The following is a 20978-nucleotide window of genomic DNA, read 5'->3' on the forward strand; positions in this document are numbered from 1 at the left end:
CCATGGACGACCTCGATATCCGCCGCGAGCACCGTTTTTCCGGGGCCAGCCGTATTATTCTGCTCAGCACGCTGCTGTTTGCCGTCCTGGGTATCTGGGCATATTTCGGCAAGCTGGATGAAGTCTCAACCGGCAGCGGAAAAGTGATCCCCAGCTCGCGAGAGCAAGTCTTGCAGTCGCTGGATGGCGGCATTCTCGCCGAGCTTACGGTACGCGAGGGAGATAAAGTGCAGGCCAATCAAATAGTCGCCCGCCTCGACCCCACCCGTTCTGAGTCCAACGTTGGGGAGAGTGCAGCCCGTTATCGCGCCTCACTGGCTTCCAGCGCAAGGCTTAATGCCGAAGTTAACGATCTGCCGCTGGTCTTTCCCGATTCACTGCGCGCCTGGCCGGATCTCATCGCCTCCGAAACTCGCCTGTATAAAAGCCGCCGCGCGCAGCTTGCGGATTCAATGGCAGAACTTCAGGATGCACTGGTCTCAGTAAATAAAGAACTGGCCATCACCCAACGGCTGGAGAAAAGCGGTGCCGCCAGCCACGTAGAAGTGCTGCGCCTGCAACGACAAAAAAGCGATCTGGGATTAAAAATCACCGACCTGCGCTCACAATATTTCGTGCAGGCGCGGGAAGCGCTGTCAAAAGCTAACGCCGAAGTGGACATGCTGGCGGCTATTTTGAAAGGACGCGAGGATTCCGTCACCCGTCTGACCGTTCGCGCGCCGATGCGCGGTATCGTGAAAAACATCCAGGTCACCACCATTGGCGGCGTAATCCCGCCTAATGGCGAGATGATGGAGATTGTGCCGCTTGACGACCATCTGCTGATAGAAACCCGCCTGTCACCGCGTGATATCGCGTTCATCCACCCTGGTCAACGGGCGCTGGTAAAGATAACCGCCTATGACTACGCCATTTACGGCGGTCTGGAAGGCGTAGTCGAAACCATCTCCCCGGACACCATTCAGGACAAAGTGAAACCGGAAATCTTCTATTACCGCGTGTTTATCCGCACCCATCAGGACTTCTTACAGAACAAACTGGGACGCCATTTCTCCATAGTACCGGGCATGATTGCCACAGTGGATATAAAAACAGGTGAAAAAACCATCGTCGACTATTTAATCAAACCGTTTAATCGCGCAAAAGAAGCGCTGCGCGAGCGCTAAATCCTTGAGGATTAGGGGTTGCGGGGGCTGGTCACGCGTGTCACAAGTCTGTTATACTTGCTCTAACACATTGGGGCTGATTCTGGATTCGACGGGATTCGCGAAACCCAAGGTGCATGCCGAGGGGCGGTTGGCCTCGTAAAAAGCCGCAAAAAAATAGTCGCAAACGACGAAAACTACGCTTTAGCAGCTTAATAACCTGCTCTGAGCCCTCTCTCCCTAGCTTCCGCTCTTAAGACGGGGATCAAAGAGAGGTCAAACCCAAAAGAGATCGCGTGGAGGCCCTGCCTGGGGTTGAAGCGTTAAAACTAATCAGGCTAGTCTGGTAGTGGCGTGTCTGTCCGCAGGTGCCAGGCGAATGTAAAGACTGACTAAGCATGTAGTGCCGAGGATGTAGGAATTTCGGACGCGGGTTCAACTCCCGCCAGCTCCACCACTTTTTAGTTGTTTGAAGTACAATAAAGTCTACTAAGCCCGCACAGCACAAGCTCTGCGGGCTTTTTTACGTCTATTGTCGTCCAGTGAGAATTGCTGAGAACTATCACTTATGGCACCCTGAATGGGACCCACTAAGAAGGGTCCAAAAACCGAGGGTCCCAAAATGGCAAAAATCGCTAAGAAGCTCACTGACACTGAAATCAAAAGCACCAAGCCAGCCGACAAAGAAATCAACTTGTTTGACGGAGATGGTTTGATACTACGAATCGCTCCCCTAGTGAAGGGAGGGAAGAAAAATTGGTATTTCAGATATGCAGTGCCTGTGACCAAAAAGCGAACTAAGGTGAGCTTAGGAACCTATCCTCACCTTACACTTGCGAAGGCACGAGCTTTACGTGATGAATACTTGTCGTTGCTTGCAAATGGTATAGACCCACAAGTTCATAACACCCAGAAAGCCAATGCCCTGAAAGATGCCACGGAACATACATTTCAAGCAGTAGCCAAGAAGTGGCTTGATGAGAAAGTCAAAACGTCAGGCATCTCCCAGGATCATGCTAACGACATCTGGCGAAGCCTAGAGAGAAATATCTTCCCAACGTTGGGTGATATCCTCATTAAGGAGATTCGCCCTAAAATGCTTAAACAGCATTTAGACCCCATAGAAAAACGAGGTGTCCTTGAAACACTTCGCCGCATCATATCCCGCCTGAATGAAATTTTCCGCTATGCAGCAACAGAAGAACTCATAGAATTTAATCCTGCTGACAATCTTGCCCAGAGATTTAGTAAGCCGAAGAAACAGAACATGCCAGCCCTGCCCCCAAGTGAACTGCCCCGCTTCCTTATGGTGTTAAACAATGCCTCAGTTCGTTTGGAGACAAGATTGCTGATTGAATGGCAATTGCTGACCTGGGTTCGTCCAGGGGAAGCCGTTCGTGCGAGATGGGCCGATATAGATACTGGCAACTCGATGTGGAACATCCCGGCTGAGTTTATGAAAATGAAGAAGCCCCATAAAGTTCCACTAAGCAAAGAAGCTTTGCGAGTCCTGGAGTCAATGAAAGCGATAAGTGGGCATCGTGAATGGGTGTTTCCAAGCATAAAGGCTCCTCTTAACCATATGCATGAACAAACAGCTAATGCGGCCATAATCCGTATGGGTTTCGGAGGTGAGCTTGTAGCCCATGGAATGAGATCTATTGCACGAACGGCCACAGAGGAGTCGGGTAAGTTCAGGACTGATGTCTTAGAAGCGGCCCTTGCTCACTCGAAAAAAGATGAAATAATTGCAGCTTACAATCGAGCAGAATATCTGGCAGAACGAGTGATTCTCATGCAGTGGTGGAGTGATTATGTCATTGCTCAAAAATTTAAAGCTATTGCGGCATAACAACTCTATGAGGGGTTAAATCTCCTAGCCCCTTATCCACCAAGACATAAACCTTTTTTGACACCACTTTGTTCTAAACCAAGATACATGGACTGTAACTTACAAAAGCGATTTTCTGCATGAACTGGCAAACATCTCTGGCATTGAAAAATTTATTTAAAGCTTGTTCTTTTGTGGTTTACATAGCTTCTTTTTATAAATATCTTGGTCCACAGCAATTTTGCAGATCCTGACCTCATACCCAAAATTGGTAATACTCTTGTGGAAATTTTTTAAGTTTATTTTAGAAAACAAAGGTAAATCTTCGGGAAGATTTTTATTAGAAGCTATGGCGAAAACTAGTTTATATTTTTTAGCATCTGGTCTATTCATATGATCGGCTAATTTTATATGAGCAGGTAGTTTCTCATTAAGTTTGCTTCGAAATTCAGAGTCACTTATAAAAAGCTCAGCACCTACAAATCCTTGTGAAAAAAGATGGCTCATACTTTGCGAACCAGTATAATATTTTACATGGATAAAATCTGATTGACCTCTGATAAGATCACAAAATTCAATCTTACTTTTGCCACCACCATGATGAATGAATTTCTGATCCATGTGTGTAAAGGAATTATCATCGTGGCAAAGTTTTTTATTATAATCCTCCTCTCGTTTATATGAATATACAGGGAATTTATCCGACTCCTCATAATGAATTATTTTTTTCATTTCATCATCAATAGTCGATACAAAATTCCTATCTGCAACATACCATATAGAGTCTCGAAGAATATAGTTCTGATCACCTTCTTTTATCTCGGCATAGAGGCACCTATATAAAGACCATTTTTTTATCGATTCAAAATCGGCATTCAAAACATGCAGGTAACTTTTTTTGAGTTCATCAACAGTTACATCAGTTTTCTTACCATCAAAATAATCACAAACATGGTATATTGATAAGGTTTCATGAATGAACCTTTGTCTCTTATCAAAGCAATAGCCTATTTGATTTTCCCAGTCTACTATTTCTGGCTCTCCAAGCCATAAATCATTGAAGTCTTTGTCCTTTATCCGATCAATCAAAAGTGAATCCAATATCTCAACTTCTTGTTCATCAGCCTCCTTGATATTGTTAACCCATTCGAATTCTTCAGGAAGAGGTAATAAGTAAATAGAGTCTATTTTGGTCAACAGTGCTGGAATAGCCTTCAATTCAATATCCGGCATGATCACAAACGCATCTTTGCCAGTAATTTTACTTCCTAAAATATCTTCTGTCGAAGTGCCTGTGAGAGTTGTGAGAATATCCATCTCAGAATCTATTTTTAGGTTGTATATATCGACTTCTTTACTGCTCTGACTGCGAGTTAACAGGTTCGTTTCGTTGTGACTGCCTTTATCTAAACTGCGAATTTTTTTATGTTCTATACTATTAAGAGTTGTTTTAAGCCCAAATCCTTTGACAATGCTGCCATCATTGATTAAGTGATGACCGGTTCCAAAGGGAATAAGATATCTGGAATTGTTAGCTTCAATAACTAATACTGCTCCTGTGCTACTATTCATACCGAAGAAATCAGGTTCTATGCCAGGATTTTGGCCCATAAAAAAGGTGCTCCATTCAGGAGGTTTTGGGTCCATATACTCCTTTACATATAGATGTGCTCGTGCATCCTCCATCTCGAATTCAACAGGTCTTTTGACCCTTTCCAAATTCAAAACCTGATCAATATCATCGCTAAACCTTTTTGTTTTATAAATAGAGAGTTTTATCTTCATTCTATTTAACCTAATATTTTAACGAGCCAGTATGTTCAAAGAGTTCAATAACTGAGAATCTAATGTTTCTCTTACTGGAGTAGGAAGCCCATATGCAACTCTGTAATTTTTGATAGCAGTTCGTGTCGCAGGCCCCATACTTCCGTCTATATTGCCGTTATAAAACCCTTTATCCAGTAATGCGAACTGCACTCGCATGATCAAACGCTTACGCTTTTCAGTATCAGAAGCCAGCCCACTACTTGCACGAGTAGTTCCATTCATTCCAGCAGAGTTTGTGGTCGTAGAGGCATCGGTGTCATTAGAGCGAAGCGAACGAACAGATGAAGAAGACGATGGCGAATTTGTACCTGAAGTGGATGAGCCTGATGAGCTTGGTGAACTGTATGTTTTAGGATAATAAGGAGTGCTTCCACCATAGTACCCACCACCAGACGAAGATCTATGAGAACTATGGCTTCGATGGGAGCTATGACTACGATGCCCTGCAATGTAGAAAGGTACTTCCGTGTTAAGTGGAGCTATAACTAAATCATGCTCATTAAGAGTCATACCGGGCAAATCACTTGCACCAGTGGAGGAATCACTTGCCCATACAGAATTATTGAGTGCTAAAAATCCCGGAAGCAGAGCAGCGAAATTAAATTTTTTCATAAAATTGGTCTCGGTGGTTGATGAAAACGGCCTTTTGATGAACTGAAATAACCAGCACAGGAAGACTTCTGAGTACATTCATCACATTCTTTGGGGTAGTAATTTTTCCAGTCAGAAATTGACTGAGTAGCAAATCCCCAAGCTCTTTCAGGAAGATGGCACAATGGGTAATTGAAGATTGTTAGGGTGATACCTGACCTTTGTGCTGTTCCTATGGCAGAGAGAATTTTCTCACTATAGCTATCATGCTCAATGAAGATTGATGACCAGTTTTTACGTGCCCAGCCGATAGATTCTAACCCCATAAGAGAAATCTGGTTGATATTGGAAAACACGCGACCAGCGAACTCTATGATTTTGTCCAGTTCCATATAGTTAGCCAGTGTCGGAATGATTCTTAACTCAATGTTGATCCCTGAGTTACCGGCATTGATAAGCCCCATAACTGTCTCATCAAATGCCCCTTCGCTTCCAACCAGATAGTCATGAACTGACGACCTTGAAGAATAGAGCGGAATACCGAAAGTTATTTTGAGCTTTTCGCTTCGCTCTTTCATCTGTTGAGTAAAACTGACATCTGCAAACTTTCGTCCATTGGTCAAAACATGCAAAGCTGTCTCAGGTGAGTTTTCGATTATGAAGTCCAGAAATTGCAAGAAATCTTCGCCATACAGTAGAGGTTCTCCCCCACTCACTCCTACTACACCATTCAGGGAGAAAGAGGCGATGGCAAGTGCTGACTGGTTAAGAAGCCAGTCATCGTTTCCTGTCTTAGGAGGCTGAGAACAAAAAAGGCAACGGTTGTTGCACCTTTCAGTTACCAGAACAGTGTTATGGTTTGCTCTCCGTGACAAAATCACCCTAATCATGTTGCCATTGTTAACAATCCCTATATCACCATCTTCTATGGAATTGAAAAGATCAGTGCTCACAACGAAGTCTGCAAAATATGCAGGAAGTCTGGAATCAAGTTGAGTTTCACTGACCAGTAAATTTGGCAGATAGAATTGAGGATTTTCGGGCTTAGATTTGCACAAGCGATAGAAACCTTGCTGAACTGGCAGATCTGCCGTAAATCTGAAAATGTCGTTTCTCAGCACCTCAGACATAAGCCCACCCTTTAAGCATCTTTGCCATCGGTCCATCCTGAGAGATTTCATTCAGAAGGAAGCGGAACATGCCTTTGTGATACTGGCAGAAAGTAGAACGACTCTTGTCACCAACAGGTTCGCCATGAACACTAATGTTCTGGCAAGGATCTGCTCCACAGAAAGGCTGGTATGCACAGGTGTCACAACCTGGCATGGCGAAGTTAAATGAAGATGAGAGAGCGGAACGGTAGTATTCGTTGCTACTGAATGAGAGTGAGGCAAACTCTCCTGCACTGAAATCTGCTTCCGGGTTTACTTTCTGAAGCATACGACTTTCATCACTACCGTAGACTTTACCGTCATAATTGAACAGGATGCAGTTCAGCACAACTCCGCTTGGCGATTTTAGATCTGCATAACCACTGAAGCCTGGATTGAAAATTCGCTTGAGATGAATAGCAGCCGAGTGCTCAATGACAGGTATTCCCCTTTCATTCTGAATCAACACTTCCTGCATCAACTCTTTATAAAAAGCAAAATACTCTGGCATTGAAAAAGTGAAGCTCTGCTTCTGAGCAAACCCATAAGGACTAACAGGCCTGATAAACATGTCTGTAAGACCCAGAGACAAATGAGCATCTACTATGGAAGCTGGCTCTTTAGTCAGCTCCTTAGTAACTGTGGTAACCGTAGCTACCCGGTTTGCGCCAAGTTCTTCTGTGATTTTCCGAATACCAGTTACTGCTTTGTTATGAGCTTGAAAGTCAGTAAGGATGCGATTCTTGTTATGGACAGCTTCATTCCCATCGAGCGAGACCGAGAAGGTGATATTCCGCTCTTTAACCCATGAGAGAATGCTTTCATCGAGTAATGACAGACTTGTAGCAATCACCATTTCAAAAGCATCACTACCCAATGAAATCTCACACTCGTGATAGATTGACTGAACAAGATCGAACCTGAGAAGTGGTTCACCGCCCTGTACTTCTATCTTGTAGGGAGGTGTACCTAGTTTCTTTATGGTGCTGACAATTTGCGGTATCAGTTCAGGATTGAGGTCATAACCATCAGCGGTGACCGATGCCCTACTGACCTGGCAATATTTGCAAGTATGATCACAACGAAGAGTAGGTACAATCATGAAGATTGGCCTGATCGCCAGTTCATTCATGAGTCGTTTGGCAAAAGCCGAACTTAGTGCATAAGGGGTAACGGAGGAAGATTCATCTCCGCAAATGAAAAGTTTGCTTTCAAGCGATGAGGACTGTTCTTGACTGATGTGACCGTTTACCAGATCGAGAAATTCCTGCTCTCCTAAAAAATGATGAAAGCCAGCGAGGTTACTGATGAATACCCGGCCGTCAGGCATCCTGTCGAAGTTGAAAGGCATCAGTATCATTATGCAAGCCTGTCATCTATGCTTCGGAGAACCTTGCTGACAATGGCATCACGCAATTGACCGGTTTGATGATGAAGTTTCTCGCGGAGGCTAAAATCGTTTAACAGCCTTCCGAATTCAAACTCACATTCAGGGCCACTTATCTCAAAGAAGATAATCCAAGAGGATATGTTTTCTTCAAGTTTCCATGGACTTACAGGAGTCATCCAGTATAGGGTGTTTCGGATAACCCATTCAGAATAAAGATTTTTTTGTAATATCTTTTCCCACATCGCCATTACCTTCCAAAAGAAATAATAACGGAAAGAAACTTATTCCATTTAGGGATTTTTTTTATAGATTAATGATATAACACCTTTCAAAACATGTTACTGAGTATGTCAAAATTCTGAGATTCAGTTCAACTAGAAATTAATCGAATCAAGCACTCACATGATGCAGCAGTACTTCTCTAGACAATCTAAGATCATGATCTAAAATGAATAAATATAAAAACCTCTTCAAAAGTTACTTATAGGCTACATATGAAAAGGATAATCGGTTATCTCTTCACATTACTCTTACTTGTTGTGCTTGTGTATGCAGGATTAGTAAAGGGCGATGTATTCCCTGAATGGATCATGAGTAAGAAGCTCATGATTCGTTGTGGATTGATAGGTGTTCTTGGTGGAACTCTTTACTGCATTCGTGGAGTATATCTAAACAAATGCGTTAGGAATTGTTGGGATGACCGTTGGCATGTTTGGTATGTATTAAGACCTATCGTTAGTGGCATTTGCGGTGTAGTGGCTTATCTATTCCTTAAAGCTGGATTAATAGTGTTAGATGCATCACAAAATGGCAGTGGTGGTGACTACGGATATATGGCATTTGCCTTCTTTGCAGGGTTGAATGTCGATAAGTTCGTTGGCAAAATTGAAGATGTTGGTATGGCTATTTTTGGGATTGAAAAATCTCGCACAGCAAGATCGGGTGATAATTCCGATCAGAAATAATTAAAAAGGATATGATATGTCAGCAAAGATATGCTTCTTTCCTGTTGGGAATGGGGATATGACCCTCATCCAAACGGAAGATGATAAAAATATTTTAATAGATTGTCGCATCAGGGATGGTGAAGAACATCCTGATGTTCGCACCCAACTCAGAGAAAAGCTTCCTCGAAATAACGAAGGCCGTTTGTTTGTCCATCTTTTTATTTGGACTCACCCTGATTCAGATCATTGTGATGGGGTGGCTGACCACTTTCATTTAGGAAAACCAGAAGATTGGAGTGAGAAGAACGATAAAATTTTTATAAATGAGATTTGGTCAAGTCCAATTGTATTCAGGCGACACCATGCACAAAATCATCCGTTATGCGATGATGCAATAGCTTTGAATAAAGAAGTTAAAAGAAGAGTTAATCTTTATAAAGAAAAAAATTATTTGGATGGAGTTGGAAACCAAGTTCTGGTCTTAGGAAAAGACGAAGATGGGAAAACAGACGACATACCAGGTATCCTATTAGAATTAGACCAAACAACCCGCTGGATTAATCAAAGTTATTCTTCATATTTTGAAGCTCATTTATTGGGTCCTTCACCCAAGAAAGATCTTGATGAGTTGGAAGATAAATTAGGTAAAAATCATTCCAGCGTGATAATAAATTTTGAAATTAAAGGTGACAATAAAACTGCACACTTTTTAAGTGGTGGTGATGCAGAAGTCGTTTGTTGGGAAGGTGTTAGAGATCGTTTAACCAATAAATATTCTATGTCATGGTTAGATTATGACATTTTACAAGCACCACATCACTGTTCTTGGCATAGTCTATCTCATGATAGTTTAAGCAAAAAAGGAGATGATGCTAAAACTTCCGAGAAAGCTATGGAAGTTTTTAATAGAGCAAAAGAAAAAGCATTTATAATTTCAAGCTCTAAAACAATTGAAAATGACGAAAAAGATCCTCCAGCATACCGAGCCAAAGAAGAATATGAAAAAATAGTAGACGATGTGCAAGGTCAGTTTTTATGTGTGTCAGACCATAAAAAGAATGGAGAGAATATTCCGTTAGAAATTGAAATTTCCGATAACGGTATTAAGAAAATTGCTGCATCTGCATTAGGTATGGCTGAATCATCAAGTGCTGCTGTAAATAGACAAGGTGGTGGTGGTTATGCCTGATTGTCTTAGTAAAAAGATAGATCAGTTGAGCACAATCCTTGCACCTTATGGTGCAAGGAAGGTTTCTACGAATGAATTATCAAAATTCAACGATAAATATGTTTGTGCCTGGGAATTAGTAACTGATTTAGAATTTAGTAATGAACCTATTGTATTGCAACTAAGATACAAAACTCTTAGTCAATTTGACATTCCAGATGTGTTTATTTCCTCACCTAAAATTGATGTTTGCCAACTCCCGCACTTAGAAAAAGATGGCAAGTTATGTGTTTGGCCTGACAGTTATATCATCGATCATAATGATATGACCTATGCAGTCGATTTACTAAACGATGCTATACTAATGCTAAGAAAAGGAATAAATGGAGATTTAAATGAGGATTTTATTGATGAGTTCCAGAACTATTGGATTTATCAATGTAATAAAATAGATCGACTTATAAGCCTGTGTGATCTAACAAATAAAAACACAAGGTTGGTTTTCGGTTATCGGACTCGGAAATTTGGAGTAATATATTCTGACACACAAAAAGAATTAATTAACTGGTTGGAAAACCAAAAAATATTGCCATTAGAATCGGATGGAAGTAATTCAAAAGATAAGCGAATAAGGCAACAGCAACTCTCTAAAGTAGTTTCAATTCCATTGATATTCTTCAATGAAGCCTGGTATCCGAGTCAGTATCCCAAAACTGCAAGGGATTTTTTTGAACTCATAAATCAGCAACAGGAAGATCCAGAAAGCACTATTGAATTGATCTTAAGATCTTGTGCTAATATGTTCAATGTCAAGCCAATAATTCTAATTTCATTCCCAACTCCTTCTGGGATGAATATTATAGGAATACAGATTCCTAAGGGAGTTAGTGATCTTGCCACTGACCGCTTTGATACCAGAGGTATTAGTCGGGGTCGATTCAGAAATACAGCTTTATTAGATGGTTATAGAAATTACATCGATGGAAAGATTTTAAAAAATAGAATAGGCCAAACTAAAACAGAAAATCTTATAGTAGACCGTTCTGACGATTCTTGGTTAACGGGCCGTGAGCATAACAAAACTTACAAGAAAATCTCTGAACATAAAGTAGCTATCGTCGGATGTGGTTCAGTAGGATCTTCGGTATCAAGACTGTTACTTCAATCAGGCATTAGAAAAATGATGCTTTGGGATGATGATTTAATGAAGAGTGAAAACTCCTCTCGTCATCTATTAGGATTTGATTCTGTTTATAAAAATAAAGCATTAGCTCTTGCCTCAAGGCTACGAGAAGAGTTTCCAAATGTCTATATAGAAGCTTTTAATGAATATTGGACAGAAGATTCCAAGAATAACAAAAAAATTGCAGAAGCCGATATTATAGTAAGCTGCACTGCACATTGGAATACTGAACAGCAGTTAATTAAAAGACAGTCGGAAGACATTCTCGGTGCTATTGTCTTTGCATTTGTTGAAGCTCATGCAATAGCGGGGCATGTAATAGTCAACCAAGTGGATTCTGATGCTTTTAATAGTTGGCATATTACAGAAGGCAAAAATATAGGTGCATTAAAATATCCTGCTACTTACTGGAAAGAAAATACTCGTAAAAGAATAGCAGCATGTGCCGGAGAGTTCCAACCATACGGAGCTATCCCTTTGACTAATTTACATGCTCTAACGGCAAGAACGGTAATAGATCTAATTATGGATCGTTTTTCAAATAAATCTTTTGCATATAGTTACATAGGAAGAGAAGCAGAGCTTTTAGAACTTGGTGGTAACTGGAATGATAAATGGATTGCACAATTCGGAAACCCAGGAAAGGGTGATTGTATTATACCTTTGATTTTTGAAAATTCTAATTGGGAAAAAAGTGATGCATAAATTTCATTGTACCGAATTAGATTTCAAAATATGCATCAGCCAAAGCATAGTAGATGAATTATTTTCTCATCGTCAAACCCACTGTTTTAGTAAAGAATCAGGAGGTATGCTATTTTCCAATAATCTCAATGATTCTGAGATTGAAATCAATAAAATAACCACACCAGGCTCTACTGATTTGAGGAAAAGAAATTATTTCAAGTTAGATGAGAATAAAGCCAAAGAAGATATCATATCGTTATTCAAGCAAGGTTTTCACTACTTAGGTGATTGGCATACCCATAACGAAAGCATGGCAAGCCCATCAGGAACTGATATCCGAAGTATCCATGATTTATTTATCAAATCAGGTCATACAAGACCTTTTTTTCTCATGCTAATAGTCCCAAACAAAGAAAATATTTCCAACTGTTATTTATCAGCAGCAGATGGGAAAAAATTATATACTTTCAAGCATATTCCAGATAAGGAAGAATTTTAATGAATAATTCATTGCCTCAAAGCTATACAAAAATTTCGTTAGGGATAATAATATTTGGGTTTTTAGCACTTTTGGCGATTATACTTATAAAAGAATACAACAACGAATTCTTGTCTAAGTATTGGTTATTGCTCCCTCCAATTTTATTGGCTTTCGGTTTTGCTATTTTCTATAAGAGAATGGAAAAAACTGCAGAGTTTATTTTCTCAATTGCATCAGCATTGGGGGCACTGACTCTATGTGTTGATACCTTAGGGAAGGTGCGAACAAGTTCCTGATATGAGATCATCATATTCATCCGGAGCGCATCCCAGAGGGACATCATGAGCCATCAACTCACCTTCGCCGATAGTGAATTCAGCACTAAGCGCCGTCAGACCCGAAAAGAGATTTTCCTCTCCCGCATGGAGCAGATTCTGCCATGGCAGAATATGACCGCTGTCATCGAGCCGTTTTATCCCAAGGCGGGCAATGGCCGACGGCCCTATCCGCTGGAGACCATGCTGCGTATTCACTGCATGCAGCATTGGTACAACCTGAGCGACGGTGCCATGGAAGATGCCCTGTACGAAATCGCCTCCATGCGCCTGTTTGCCCGATTATCCCTGGATAGCGCCCTGCCGGATCGCACCACCATCATGAATTTCCGCCACCTGCTCGAGCAGCATCAACTGGCCCGTCAATTGTTCAAGACCATCAATCGCTGGCTGGCCGAAGCAGGCGTCATGATGACCCAAGGCACTTTGGTGGATGCCACCATCATTGAGGCACCCAGCTCTACCAAGAACAAAGAGCAGCAACGCGATCCGGAGATGCATCAGACCAAGAAAGGCAATCAGTGGCACTTTGGCATGAAGGCCCACATTGGTGTCGATGCCAAGAGTGGCCTGACCCACAGCCTAGTCACCACCGCGGCCAACGAGCATGACCTCAATCAGCTGGGTAATCTGCTTCATGGAGAGGAGCAATTTGTCTCAGCCGATGCCGGCTACCAAGGAGCGCCACAGCGCGAGGAGCTGGCCGAGGTGGATGTGGACTGGCTGATCGCCGAGCGTCCCGGCAGGGTAAAAACCTTGAAGCAGCATCCGCGCAAGAACAAAACGGCCATCAACATCGAATACATGAAAGCCAGCATCCGTGCCAGGGTGGAGCACCCGTTTCGCATCATCAAGCGGCAGTTCGGCTTCGTGAAAGCCAGATACAAAGGGCTGCTGAAAAACGATAACCAACTGGCGATGTTATTCACCCTGGCCAACCTGTTTCGGGTGGACCAAATGATACGTCAGTGGGAGAGATCTCAGTAAAAACCGGAAATAACGCCAGAAATGGTGGAAAAAATAGCCTAAATAGGCTGATTCGATGTGTTTGCGGGAAAAAAATCGGCCCAGATCCGCGAAATTTTAATCAGCGAGTCAGCTTGGGAAGAAATGACCTGCTTATTCGCACCTTCCCTAATTCCCTTGCATTTTGTGATAAGGAAAGCAGTCTCCTAATCGCTTTCTTCGCAACTGGTATCATAACCTGTGGAATCCACTTGATATTATGGCCATACCCCTTAACCGAATAGAATCTCAGACCATATCTTTCGACACCCTTATCATCTTTTTGTGTAATCTCACAATCAGCAGGTAAGGCTAAAATCTCAGAGATTCTGCTCGGACAACAAAGTAGAAGTGCAAATACTGAACTGGTGAACTTATCCCTTGGGCTCAGTAACTCATCATTTTTAGAAAAAATATCAGCAATAGCGAGTAATGCCTCTTCATCTGGTAACTTATCGCGTCGGTGATAATCCTCGATCTCAGGAAGGTAATTATTTTTGACTTTCTGTTTCACATGGTTTTTCCATGAGATATATCCTGACTTAACAAGATTATGTTCACATAGAAACTTTGATATTTTTTCAAGCTGTATTCCACATTTAGCCAAAACGTTACCTTCAAAATATTTACTTCCGATCTGCATTGCCTCATCGAAAACAACGGCTGTAACATTATAAATGAGACCACTGTTCAGAACTTGCAAAAGAGCCTGTTCGAGACATCTCAAGGCCATCATTGTAGCCCCATAATTTTTCAAGGGTTTCAATGAGTGTTGATATCTAATATATGCTTTCGCAAAATTGATATAATCTTCGTGCATTGCATCATTGGAATCAAAGACTTTATTTCCAACCCCTATTTTTCTAAATGTGACATATCCTTTCCAGGCATACTGGTTCCAATCCTGAGTTTGGGTTAGTCCGATCAGTTGATAGCGACAAAACTTTATAAATTCATTATAGTTGCTTTCTGCCGTAAGTTGTTTTTTAGATTTAAATAAAATAATATTATTCATTTGACATTTACCTCATCAATATCAACCGGCTTAAAGAAAGCACATTTATCACAAGGGAAATTTTTATTTAAGTTCCGACTTATGCATTTTTTTGAAGAGCAAAACTTAATATGATAATTCTCTTTCGAAGTGATTCCATTCATAAAAATATCAGCGACAAATGACAACTGTTCTGAAACTGCGGAATCAATTCTTTCAACACTGTCAGCATGATTTTTAATATAAATCCCCGCACTTGAAGTAGAGGAATGATCCAATAACTCAGCTATAGTATTAACATTATGCCCATCCTTAGCCAGCATAGTTGCTATTGTATAACGAAGCCTGCGAGGAGTAATATTTAGTATCGAACCGGTACGGTTGGATATTATATTCCCATTATTAACAACACCTTTCAATGCTACATTAGCAATTATAGGCTTCGCATATAATTTATTATATTCCAGAAGAATTGAACCTGTTATGGATAAATCTGAGAGTTTTTCCTCATTTAAGAAAATAGGAACTTCTCGTTTAGAATAATCATCAAGAGTTTTTCCAAGAGCTTGCTCAACGAGTTTCACTGATTGATTAGCTTGCAATTGAACAATTGATGCAACCTCTGATATTATTGCAAGTTCTCGATATCGTAGTTCTTTACCCCGTTGTTTAACTCGTGGCACTGAAATTACATATTCTACTTTGCCATTATCTAAGTTCTTTTGAAGAAGGTCTTTATATTTCAACATAACTAACTGCTGAGGTCTTCTACCTGTAAGGCTGATCAATAGTGATATTGCATAATGTGGCAGTGACAGTTCACCTTTTCTATATGCATGATTCATAGCCTTAATCAAAGAAGTATGTTCTTCTTTAGTTAGTGGTCCCTCTGTTGGATCATCTTGAAGCACAGACTGACCAGATTTTTTTATCTTTAGGTCCAAATGCTTTAACAGTTCTACCGCACTTTCATCTATTCCTGGATTTCCTAACTCAAACCATTTAATCAAAAATGGTCGTAAAACGCGAAGTGATGCTGGGGCTTTTGATAATTTCTTATTTTGATATTCAATTAGAACCTTATCATCAATATGAGTAGGAGATACTTTACAGATAAGACTCTCCATATTTCTAACAATATTTTTCACATACAAATAGCTGTTGCTATTAAAATAATATTGTACTGTATATACAAATCCACAAACCAAATTTTCGTTCATAGCATATATTAAGTTTGTAAGATTGATTCCATTGCTTTCAATCGAACTGACGATTTTATGCTCATGCAAAGACATTTTATCAGAGTTATATTTAATTAAATTATTCATCAAATTCTCCTTTGAATAGTTGCTCTTGTTGTTGAAGTGCAGTTTTTTTCGATAGCTCAAAAATATGCCTGCGATTATAAATCATTGAAGTTTCTGAACCCGGTCGCCATCCCATGAGATAAGAACGGATTTGTTGCTCTTTTTCATCGGATATGTCCTGATTCTTGTCTATTGCTTTCGAAAACTCATAATTCCATGTATGTCTGAGTTTGTGACCTGTCAATCCCCCTAGAAGTGAGGAGGATTGACGAACAACACTCACCACTTTGTGATATGAAGAAAATGAAATAGGTTGCCCTTGAGTTTTTCCTTCCTTATAAGTAATAAACAGGAAATCATGTTTGTTAGAATTTTTTATCTTTCTTCGATCATTCATAATATAATCTGAAATTTCAAACATGAGCTTTGTATCAGCAATTAATTTCCTCTCACAAGTTTTAACTAATGGCTGATACACTCGCGAATCTGTTTTATCATTTGCTCTTCTTCTTATTGCAATTGTCGATTCTGCAAAATCTATATCACCAATTCGCAGATTCAAAAGTTCACCTGCTCTCAGGCCAAAGCAGTATAATAGCAGGAATATTAGATTGTTTCTTTTTTGCACTTTTTCTGAAAAAGGATTTAATTTACTACCCGGTGCAAGAGTGCTAAACAAAGAATCCAATTGTTCTTTATCTAAGCTTTTTTCTATATCCATATTATATTTATCATTGTTTCTCGGTTTCTTTCGTTTTATGTTGTTAATGAAATCTAAAATATATTTGAGAGTATCCTTCTGCCCTGTATGAGAAAGATGTATTTTGCACAGCCATTCCAGATAGTTAGCTATGGTTGTAATCCGAAAGTACTTAGTTGGTTTTTTGACAATTGAACTCCTAAAATTATCATCCTCGCCATCTCGGAAATTGAATGAAGTGAATTCAATCAAATCTTCAATTTCATGAGGAGCCAGAAATATCTTTTTCTGAATTCTTTCATCAATATTGATCTCTTTCCTCATAAAGAATCGATATAACAATGAAATGCTACCGGCAATAACCTTCATTGTTGATATAGACTCTGACCGATTCCTGACCTGTGTTGTTATATACAAGTTAGGATAATACAATGGTTCACCAGTATTTTTATTTACAATATGACAATATCTCTCACCATTTTCGAACATAAAAGAATCCACACAAATACTACGCATATTTTCCTCCTAAACTTTACAAAAAGTATAATTCCAATATATTAATAATAAGCATTTCGTAGATTTACAAATTTATTTGAATCGATTAAGTCATTTAGTTAAATTAAAACAGTGAGATAGACGATTATTCCTGTCAAATTATCATCTGGTAGATCTAGTTAATATTATGTACACCTAATACTTCGAAAACTATCTCACTGCCTTGCTAATAAACGGCAACCAAAATTATGTAAGTTATTTTGTAAGGTTTTATGCCAAAATATGGGACCAAACTTTACACTTTTACAAAAGAGTTTTCAGCCCAATCTGATATTGAATTACTCGCTTTGAAAGATTTCTCATTTCAACGGGACATTTAATTAGCGAGAACCATGTTTCATACACATAAAACTGTTCGAAAATATTAAGCTCAGAGATCGAATCTAACGGTTCTCTTAAATTCCCCACTAAATACTGGCTTAACCAGTAAACAATCTTTCTGTTAAATTCATTATTAGGTAAATCGTAAATCGCTCCGGGTTTGAAGATCTTGTAAAAAAGATCATCGCCTAAATTGCACATATGGTTATCTTCACACACAAATTCTTCGATATTCATAAAATTCTCTCCCAGGTTTAATTAAGCAACTTTATTGCGGCTTGTTTCGATTACAGACTGAATCCAGGCATCAATCTCACTTTCAACGAAAGCTACTGCACGACTTCCAATTTTGACAGGAGCAGGAAACTTGCCATCGTTGATCAGACGATAGATCCATGCTTTTCCGTAGCCAGTTCGTTCGAGAACTTCTGGTAGGCGTATGAGGCGGGTTGCTTGATTGTTCATTTTGTTTCCCCTTGTCGTTGCGGTGAAGTCACTATACGAACACTTGGGAAAAGAAAGGAGCGAAGCTCCTGAAACGGAGATTCTTCGCTGCTATGCAGGATGGTTTTCTCGAAGTTGGTGCCGTACAGAACAGGGGAACTTGAGAGTAGCTGAAATTCCCCTGTTTTATAGCAAGTGGCAAAATGGCTGGTTTAAAGTAAAAATCGCAAAAAAAAAGCATCATTTACGATGATGCTTTTGGTTTTCTTTTTATAATAAAAACAGATGGTTATAGATAAAACACTAATCCGATAGTTTCATTACATCAGAGACTTTCATTTGCTTCAAATGGCTATTTTTGTTCATGAAGTAATGGAATTGTCGGATAAAGTCAGTTGTGCAGGATTTAAGAGCCAAAGGCCTGTCGGTATCTTTGATTTGACTAGACTGCCTCATTTCGCTTTCTTCGTCATCGTCTGTATACAGTAGTCTGGATAACCTGTCGTCAGAGACACGGATTTTTTTAACGGCTGCCCACACCAGGATATCCAGCATAGGTATTACACGATAGCTGATGAGTTTCTTGATAGTTCCGTATCCAAAACGAACAGATTCCAATGGGTTTTCATCAATACCCTTAACTTTACGCCATTGCGGTAATGCAGCTTTAAGCGACTCTGCAATCTCTTCGTCTGTGCCACTTGCCAAATCAATCTCGAACATGACTGTTCGTGTAAACTGATCTGGCATAATGTCTGAAAGTGATTCCTCTCGAAGCTCTGCGTTTATAGAATAATTGTCACCTTCATGCCAAAGAAAACCTCCACGTTGCATTGCAATAATGCTCGTTTCAGCAAGGCGATCAAGGGTTGTTAGAAAAAAATGGGGAGGCTGGAAAAGTTTGTTAGCAGGAGTCATGTACCCCAGTTGCCCTTCTTCGATTAAAAAAGGGTTGCCGCTGAAAATCTTTGAGAAGTAACCCATAAGAGTTCTGCTCTCAAACTCTTCTCGATATTCCTTAAAGAACAAGTTTCGGGCCCATATCTCATGGTAGAACTGGATCAATGAGAGGTCTTCAAATTTGCGATATGTATCAATCTTAAACCAACTCTTGATGTCTTTTGTATGCTCTGGTGACCAATTGTTCAAAATTCATTCTCCACCTATGCTGGTACTGCCCTACGGGTACAATTCAGTTATGTTGAAAAACTACCGTATACATTAATCGGTGGAAAGCAGATCCTTCTTACGCAGTTCAGCTACCAACTGGGAGTTGAACTGAGGATTTGTTATCTTTTGATACAATTTGCCAATCAGCTAATAGTGAGAAGTCATACCATTAAGATTTATGGTTCCTTTTTAGAACCCCCCATAATATTAAAAGTCAAAATAAAACTATAAATCAGTAGATTGAATAACTAATTACAGGGACGCCAGCCCACCAAAATTCTCCATCGGTGATTACCAGAGTCATCCGATGAAGTCCTAAGAGCCCGCACGGCGCAAGCCCTGCGGGCTTTTTTGTGCCCTCAATTTGTCCCGCGAAGTCCGAAGATAACTAATTAAATCCGAACCTTTTAGGCACCTTGTTAGGCACCTCATAAAGCTTTATTGTTTTTGAGGTGCCTAAAACTATGGAAACCCGGCAATGGCAAGACAAACCAAACCTCTATCCGTTAAAGAAATCGAATCTGCTAAACCCAAGGAAGCGGACTACGTTCTCTATGATGGCGATGGCCTTGAGCTACTTATCAAATCCAGCGGGAGTAAAATCTGGCAGTTTCGCTACATTCGCCCCGTCACTAAGAAGCGAGCGAAAAAGAGCATTGGCCCCTACCCGTCAGTTACGCTTGCCGATGCCAGAAACTACCGGGCAGAGTCACGCTCTCTCCTGGCGAAACAAATCGATCCACAGGAACATCAGCAAGAACAACTTCGCAGTTCGCTTGAAGCTAAAACCAATACTTTCCAGCTCGTGGCTGAACGATGGTGGAATGTGAAGAAAGCCAGCGTGACAGAGGACTATGCCGACGATATCTGGCGCTCTCTTGAAAGAGATGTCTTTCCTGCAATTGGCGACGTTAGCGTTACAGATATTAAAGCTCACACACTGGTTCAGGCCGTCCAACCAGTTCAGGCCAGAGGAGCACTGGAAACCGTTCGTCGCCTGTGCCAACGCATTAATGAGGTCATGATCTACGCCCAAAACACAGGGCTTATTGATGCTGTTCCCAGCGTTAATATCGGTAAAGCCTTCGAGAAGCCTCAGAAAAAGAACATGCCCAGCATTCGACCGGATCAGCTACCTCAACTGATGCAGACAATGCGAACAGCCAGCATTAGCCTTTCCACACGCTGCCTGTTCATGTGGCAACTTCTTACTATTACCCGCCCTGCCGAAGCGGCTGAAGCTCTCTGGGAAGAGGTAGACATAGAAGCGCGAGAGTGGAAGATTCCTGCAGCACGCATGAAAATGAACCGCGACCATACTGTTCCATTGTCAGATGAAGCAATTGCGATACTGGAGATGATGAAGCCGTTAAGTGGAAATCGAGAATTTATCTTTCCCAGCCGCATCAAGCCAAACCAGCCGATGAACAGTCAGACCGTAAACGCATCGCTAAAACGCGCAGGTTTTGGTGGGGTCCTCGTTTCACACGGTTTGCGATCTATTGCCAGTACAGCTCTCAACGAGCAAGGTTTTCCGCCTGATGTGATTGAGGCTGCATTGGCCCACGTGGATAAGAATGAGGTTCGCCGTGCTTATAACCGCAGCGATTACCTGGAACAGCGTCGCCCGATGATGCAATGGTGGGCTGATTTTGTGATGGCAGCTGATTGTGGAAGTATGATTGAGGGCAGTATGAAAGGAATGAGGTTAGTAGGGTGACGGGTAACTAATAACAGTTCCTACTT

General features: G+C 40.8%; 19 protein-coding genes, 1 other RNA gene and 1 pseudogene. 10 read left to right on the forward strand and 11 right to left on the reverse strand.

From position 1 onward, the window contains the following. The first annotated feature begins 2 nt into the window (after positions 1–2). The 3 genes from C2U43_RS19550 (at position 3) to C2U43_RS19560 (ending at position 2997) form a co-directional block, all read left to right on the forward strand. The gene (locus tag C2U43_RS19550) at positions 3–1166 is read left to right on the forward strand and encodes an HlyD family efflux transporter periplasmic adaptor subunit (RefSeq protein ID WP_085951585.1); all 1164 of its coding nucleotides are present in this window, start codon (positions 3–5) and stop codon (positions 1164–1166) included. A gap of 72 nt (positions 1167–1238) precedes the next feature. Further along, positions 1239–1602: a transfer-messenger RNA gene (gene ssrA / locus C2U43_RS19555) on the forward strand. Between the two features lie 165 nt (positions 1603–1767). Then, positions 1768–2997: an integrase domain-containing protein gene (locus C2U43_RS19560; RefSeq protein WP_049238486.1), complete on the forward strand. Its 1230-nt coding sequence runs from the start codon at positions 1768–1770 to the stop codon at positions 2995–2997. Positions 2998–3153: 156 nt separating this feature from the next. On the opposite strand, the gene C2U43_RS19565 is transcribed toward C2U43_RS19560, so the two are convergent. Genes C2U43_RS19565 through hxsD form a run of 5 tightly spaced genes read right to left on the reverse strand, consistent with a single transcriptional unit; the run spans position 3154 to position 8177 of the window. Continuing rightward, positions 3154–4761 carry a TIGR04141 family sporadically distributed protein gene (locus C2U43_RS19565; RefSeq protein ID WP_049238476.1) on the reverse strand — a complete coding sequence of 536 codons (1608 nt, stop codon included), beginning with the start codon at positions 4759–4761 and terminating at the stop codon, positions 3154–3156. Positions 4762–4779: 18 nt separating this feature from the next. Further along, positions 4780–5415, reverse strand: coding sequence for a His-Xaa-Ser repeat protein HxsA (gene hxsA, locus C2U43_RS19570; protein ID WP_075200726.1), 636 nt, complete (start codon positions 5413–5415; stop codon positions 4780–4782). Beyond that, entirely contained in the window at positions 5412–6524 is a 1113-nt protein-coding gene (gene hxsC, locus C2U43_RS19575; protein WP_023323122.1) for a His-Xaa-Ser system radical SAM maturase HxsC, read from the reverse strand. Before hxsC ends, hxsA begins: the two co-directional genes overlap by 4 nt. Next, positions 6517–7905, reverse strand: coding sequence for a His-Xaa-Ser system radical SAM maturase HxsB (hxsB, locus tag C2U43_RS19580; protein ID WP_049238477.1), 1389 nt, complete (start codon positions 7903–7905; stop codon positions 6517–6519). Before hxsB ends, hxsC begins: the two co-directional genes overlap by 8 nt. Continuing rightward, the gene (gene hxsD, locus C2U43_RS19585; protein ID WP_049238478.1) at positions 7905–8177 is read right to left on the reverse strand and encodes a His-Xaa-Ser system protein HxsD; all 273 of its coding nucleotides are present in this window, start codon (positions 8175–8177) and stop codon (positions 7905–7907) included. The genes hxsB and hxsD overlap by 1 nt, the downstream gene beginning before the upstream one ends. Positions 8178–8525: 348 nt before the next feature. On the opposite strand from hxsD, the gene C2U43_RS29845 reads away from it, so the two are divergent. Genes C2U43_RS29845 through C2U43_RS19605 form a run of 6 tightly spaced genes read left to right on the forward strand, consistent with a single transcriptional unit; the run spans position 8526 to position 13723 of the window. After that, positions 8526–8900, forward strand: a complete 375-nt coding sequence (locus C2U43_RS29845) for a hypothetical protein (RefSeq protein ID WP_123912595.1) — start codon at positions 8526–8528, stop codon at positions 8898–8900. 16 nt (positions 8901–8916) lie between these two features. Continuing rightward, positions 8917–10071, forward strand: a complete 1155-nt coding sequence (locus C2U43_RS19590) for a hypothetical protein (protein WP_004114812.1) — start codon at positions 8917–8919, stop codon at positions 10069–10071. Beyond that, positions 10064–11938: a ThiF family adenylyltransferase gene (locus C2U43_RS19595; protein WP_049238479.1), complete on the forward strand. Its 1875-nt coding sequence runs from the start codon at positions 10064–10066 to the stop codon at positions 11936–11938. The genes C2U43_RS19590 and C2U43_RS19595 overlap by 8 nt, the downstream gene beginning before the upstream one ends. Beyond that, positions 11931–12419, forward strand: coding sequence for a Mov34/MPN/PAD-1 family protein (locus C2U43_RS19600; protein ID WP_049238487.1), 489 nt, complete (start codon positions 11931–11933; stop codon positions 12417–12419). The genes C2U43_RS19595 and C2U43_RS19600 overlap by 8 nt, the downstream gene beginning before the upstream one ends. After that, a complete protein-coding gene (locus tag C2U43_RS29435; RefSeq protein WP_158654553.1) occupies positions 12419–12697 on the forward strand; it encodes a hypothetical protein in 279 nt (92 codons plus the stop codon). The genes C2U43_RS19600 and C2U43_RS29435 overlap by 1 nt, the downstream gene beginning before the upstream one ends. Positions 12698–12742: 45 nt before the next feature. Further along, positions 12743–13723 (forward strand): IS5-like element ISKpn26 family transposase, encoded by a 981-nt coding sequence (locus C2U43_RS19605; protein WP_000019450.1) that lies wholly within the window; start codon positions 12743–12745, stop codon positions 13721–13723. A 142-nt stretch (positions 13724–13865) separates the two neighbouring features. On the opposite strand, the pseudogene C2U43_RS19610 reads toward C2U43_RS19605, so the two are convergent. The 6 genes and pseudogenes from C2U43_RS19610 to C2U43_RS19635 form a co-directional block, all read right to left on the reverse strand. After that, positions 13866–14756 (reverse strand): annotated as a pseudogene (locus tag C2U43_RS19610) (DNA-binding protein); the annotation flags it as partial. Next, on the reverse strand, positions 14753–16063 hold the full coding sequence (locus C2U43_RS19615; RefSeq protein ID WP_089640394.1) for a tyrosine-type recombinase/integrase: 1311 nt from the start codon (positions 16061–16063) through the stop codon (positions 14753–14755). The pseudogene C2U43_RS19610 and the gene C2U43_RS19615, both read right to left, overlap by 4 nt. Continuing rightward, positions 16056–17258 (reverse strand): tyrosine-type recombinase/integrase, encoded by a 1203-nt coding sequence (locus C2U43_RS19620; RefSeq protein WP_089640395.1) that lies wholly within the window; start codon positions 17256–17258, stop codon positions 16056–16058. Before C2U43_RS19620 ends, C2U43_RS19615 begins: the two co-directional genes overlap by 8 nt. Before the next feature lie 282 nt (positions 17259–17540). Further along, the gene (locus tag C2U43_RS19625) at positions 17541–17855 is read right to left on the reverse strand and encodes a hypothetical protein (RefSeq protein ID WP_089640396.1); all 315 of its coding nucleotides are present in this window, start codon (positions 17853–17855) and stop codon (positions 17541–17543) included. Positions 17856–17876: 21 nt separating this feature from the next. Continuing rightward, a complete protein-coding gene (locus C2U43_RS19630) occupies positions 17877–18083 on the reverse strand; it encodes a helix-turn-helix transcriptional regulator (protein ID WP_024130865.1) in 207 nt (68 codons plus the stop codon). Between the two features lie 282 nt (positions 18084–18365). Continuing rightward, positions 18366–19211: a DUF6387 family protein gene (locus C2U43_RS19635; protein WP_001067211.1), complete on the reverse strand. Its 846-nt coding sequence runs from the start codon at positions 19209–19211 to the stop codon at positions 18366–18368. Positions 19212–19710: 499 nt separating this feature from the next. Between C2U43_RS19635 and C2U43_RS19640 the strand changes: the two genes are divergently transcribed. Further along, positions 19711–20952 carry an integrase gene (locus tag C2U43_RS19640; RefSeq protein ID WP_033811201.1) on the forward strand — a complete coding sequence of 414 codons (1242 nt, stop codon included), beginning with the start codon at positions 19711–19713 and terminating at the stop codon, positions 20950–20952. Positions 20953–20978: the final 26 nt, after the last annotated feature.

Source organism: Citrobacter freundii complex sp. CFNIH9 (assembly GCF_002903305.1).
Taxonomy (GTDB): Bacteria; Pseudomonadota; Gammaproteobacteria; order Enterobacterales; family Enterobacteriaceae; genus Citrobacter; species Citrobacter portucalensis.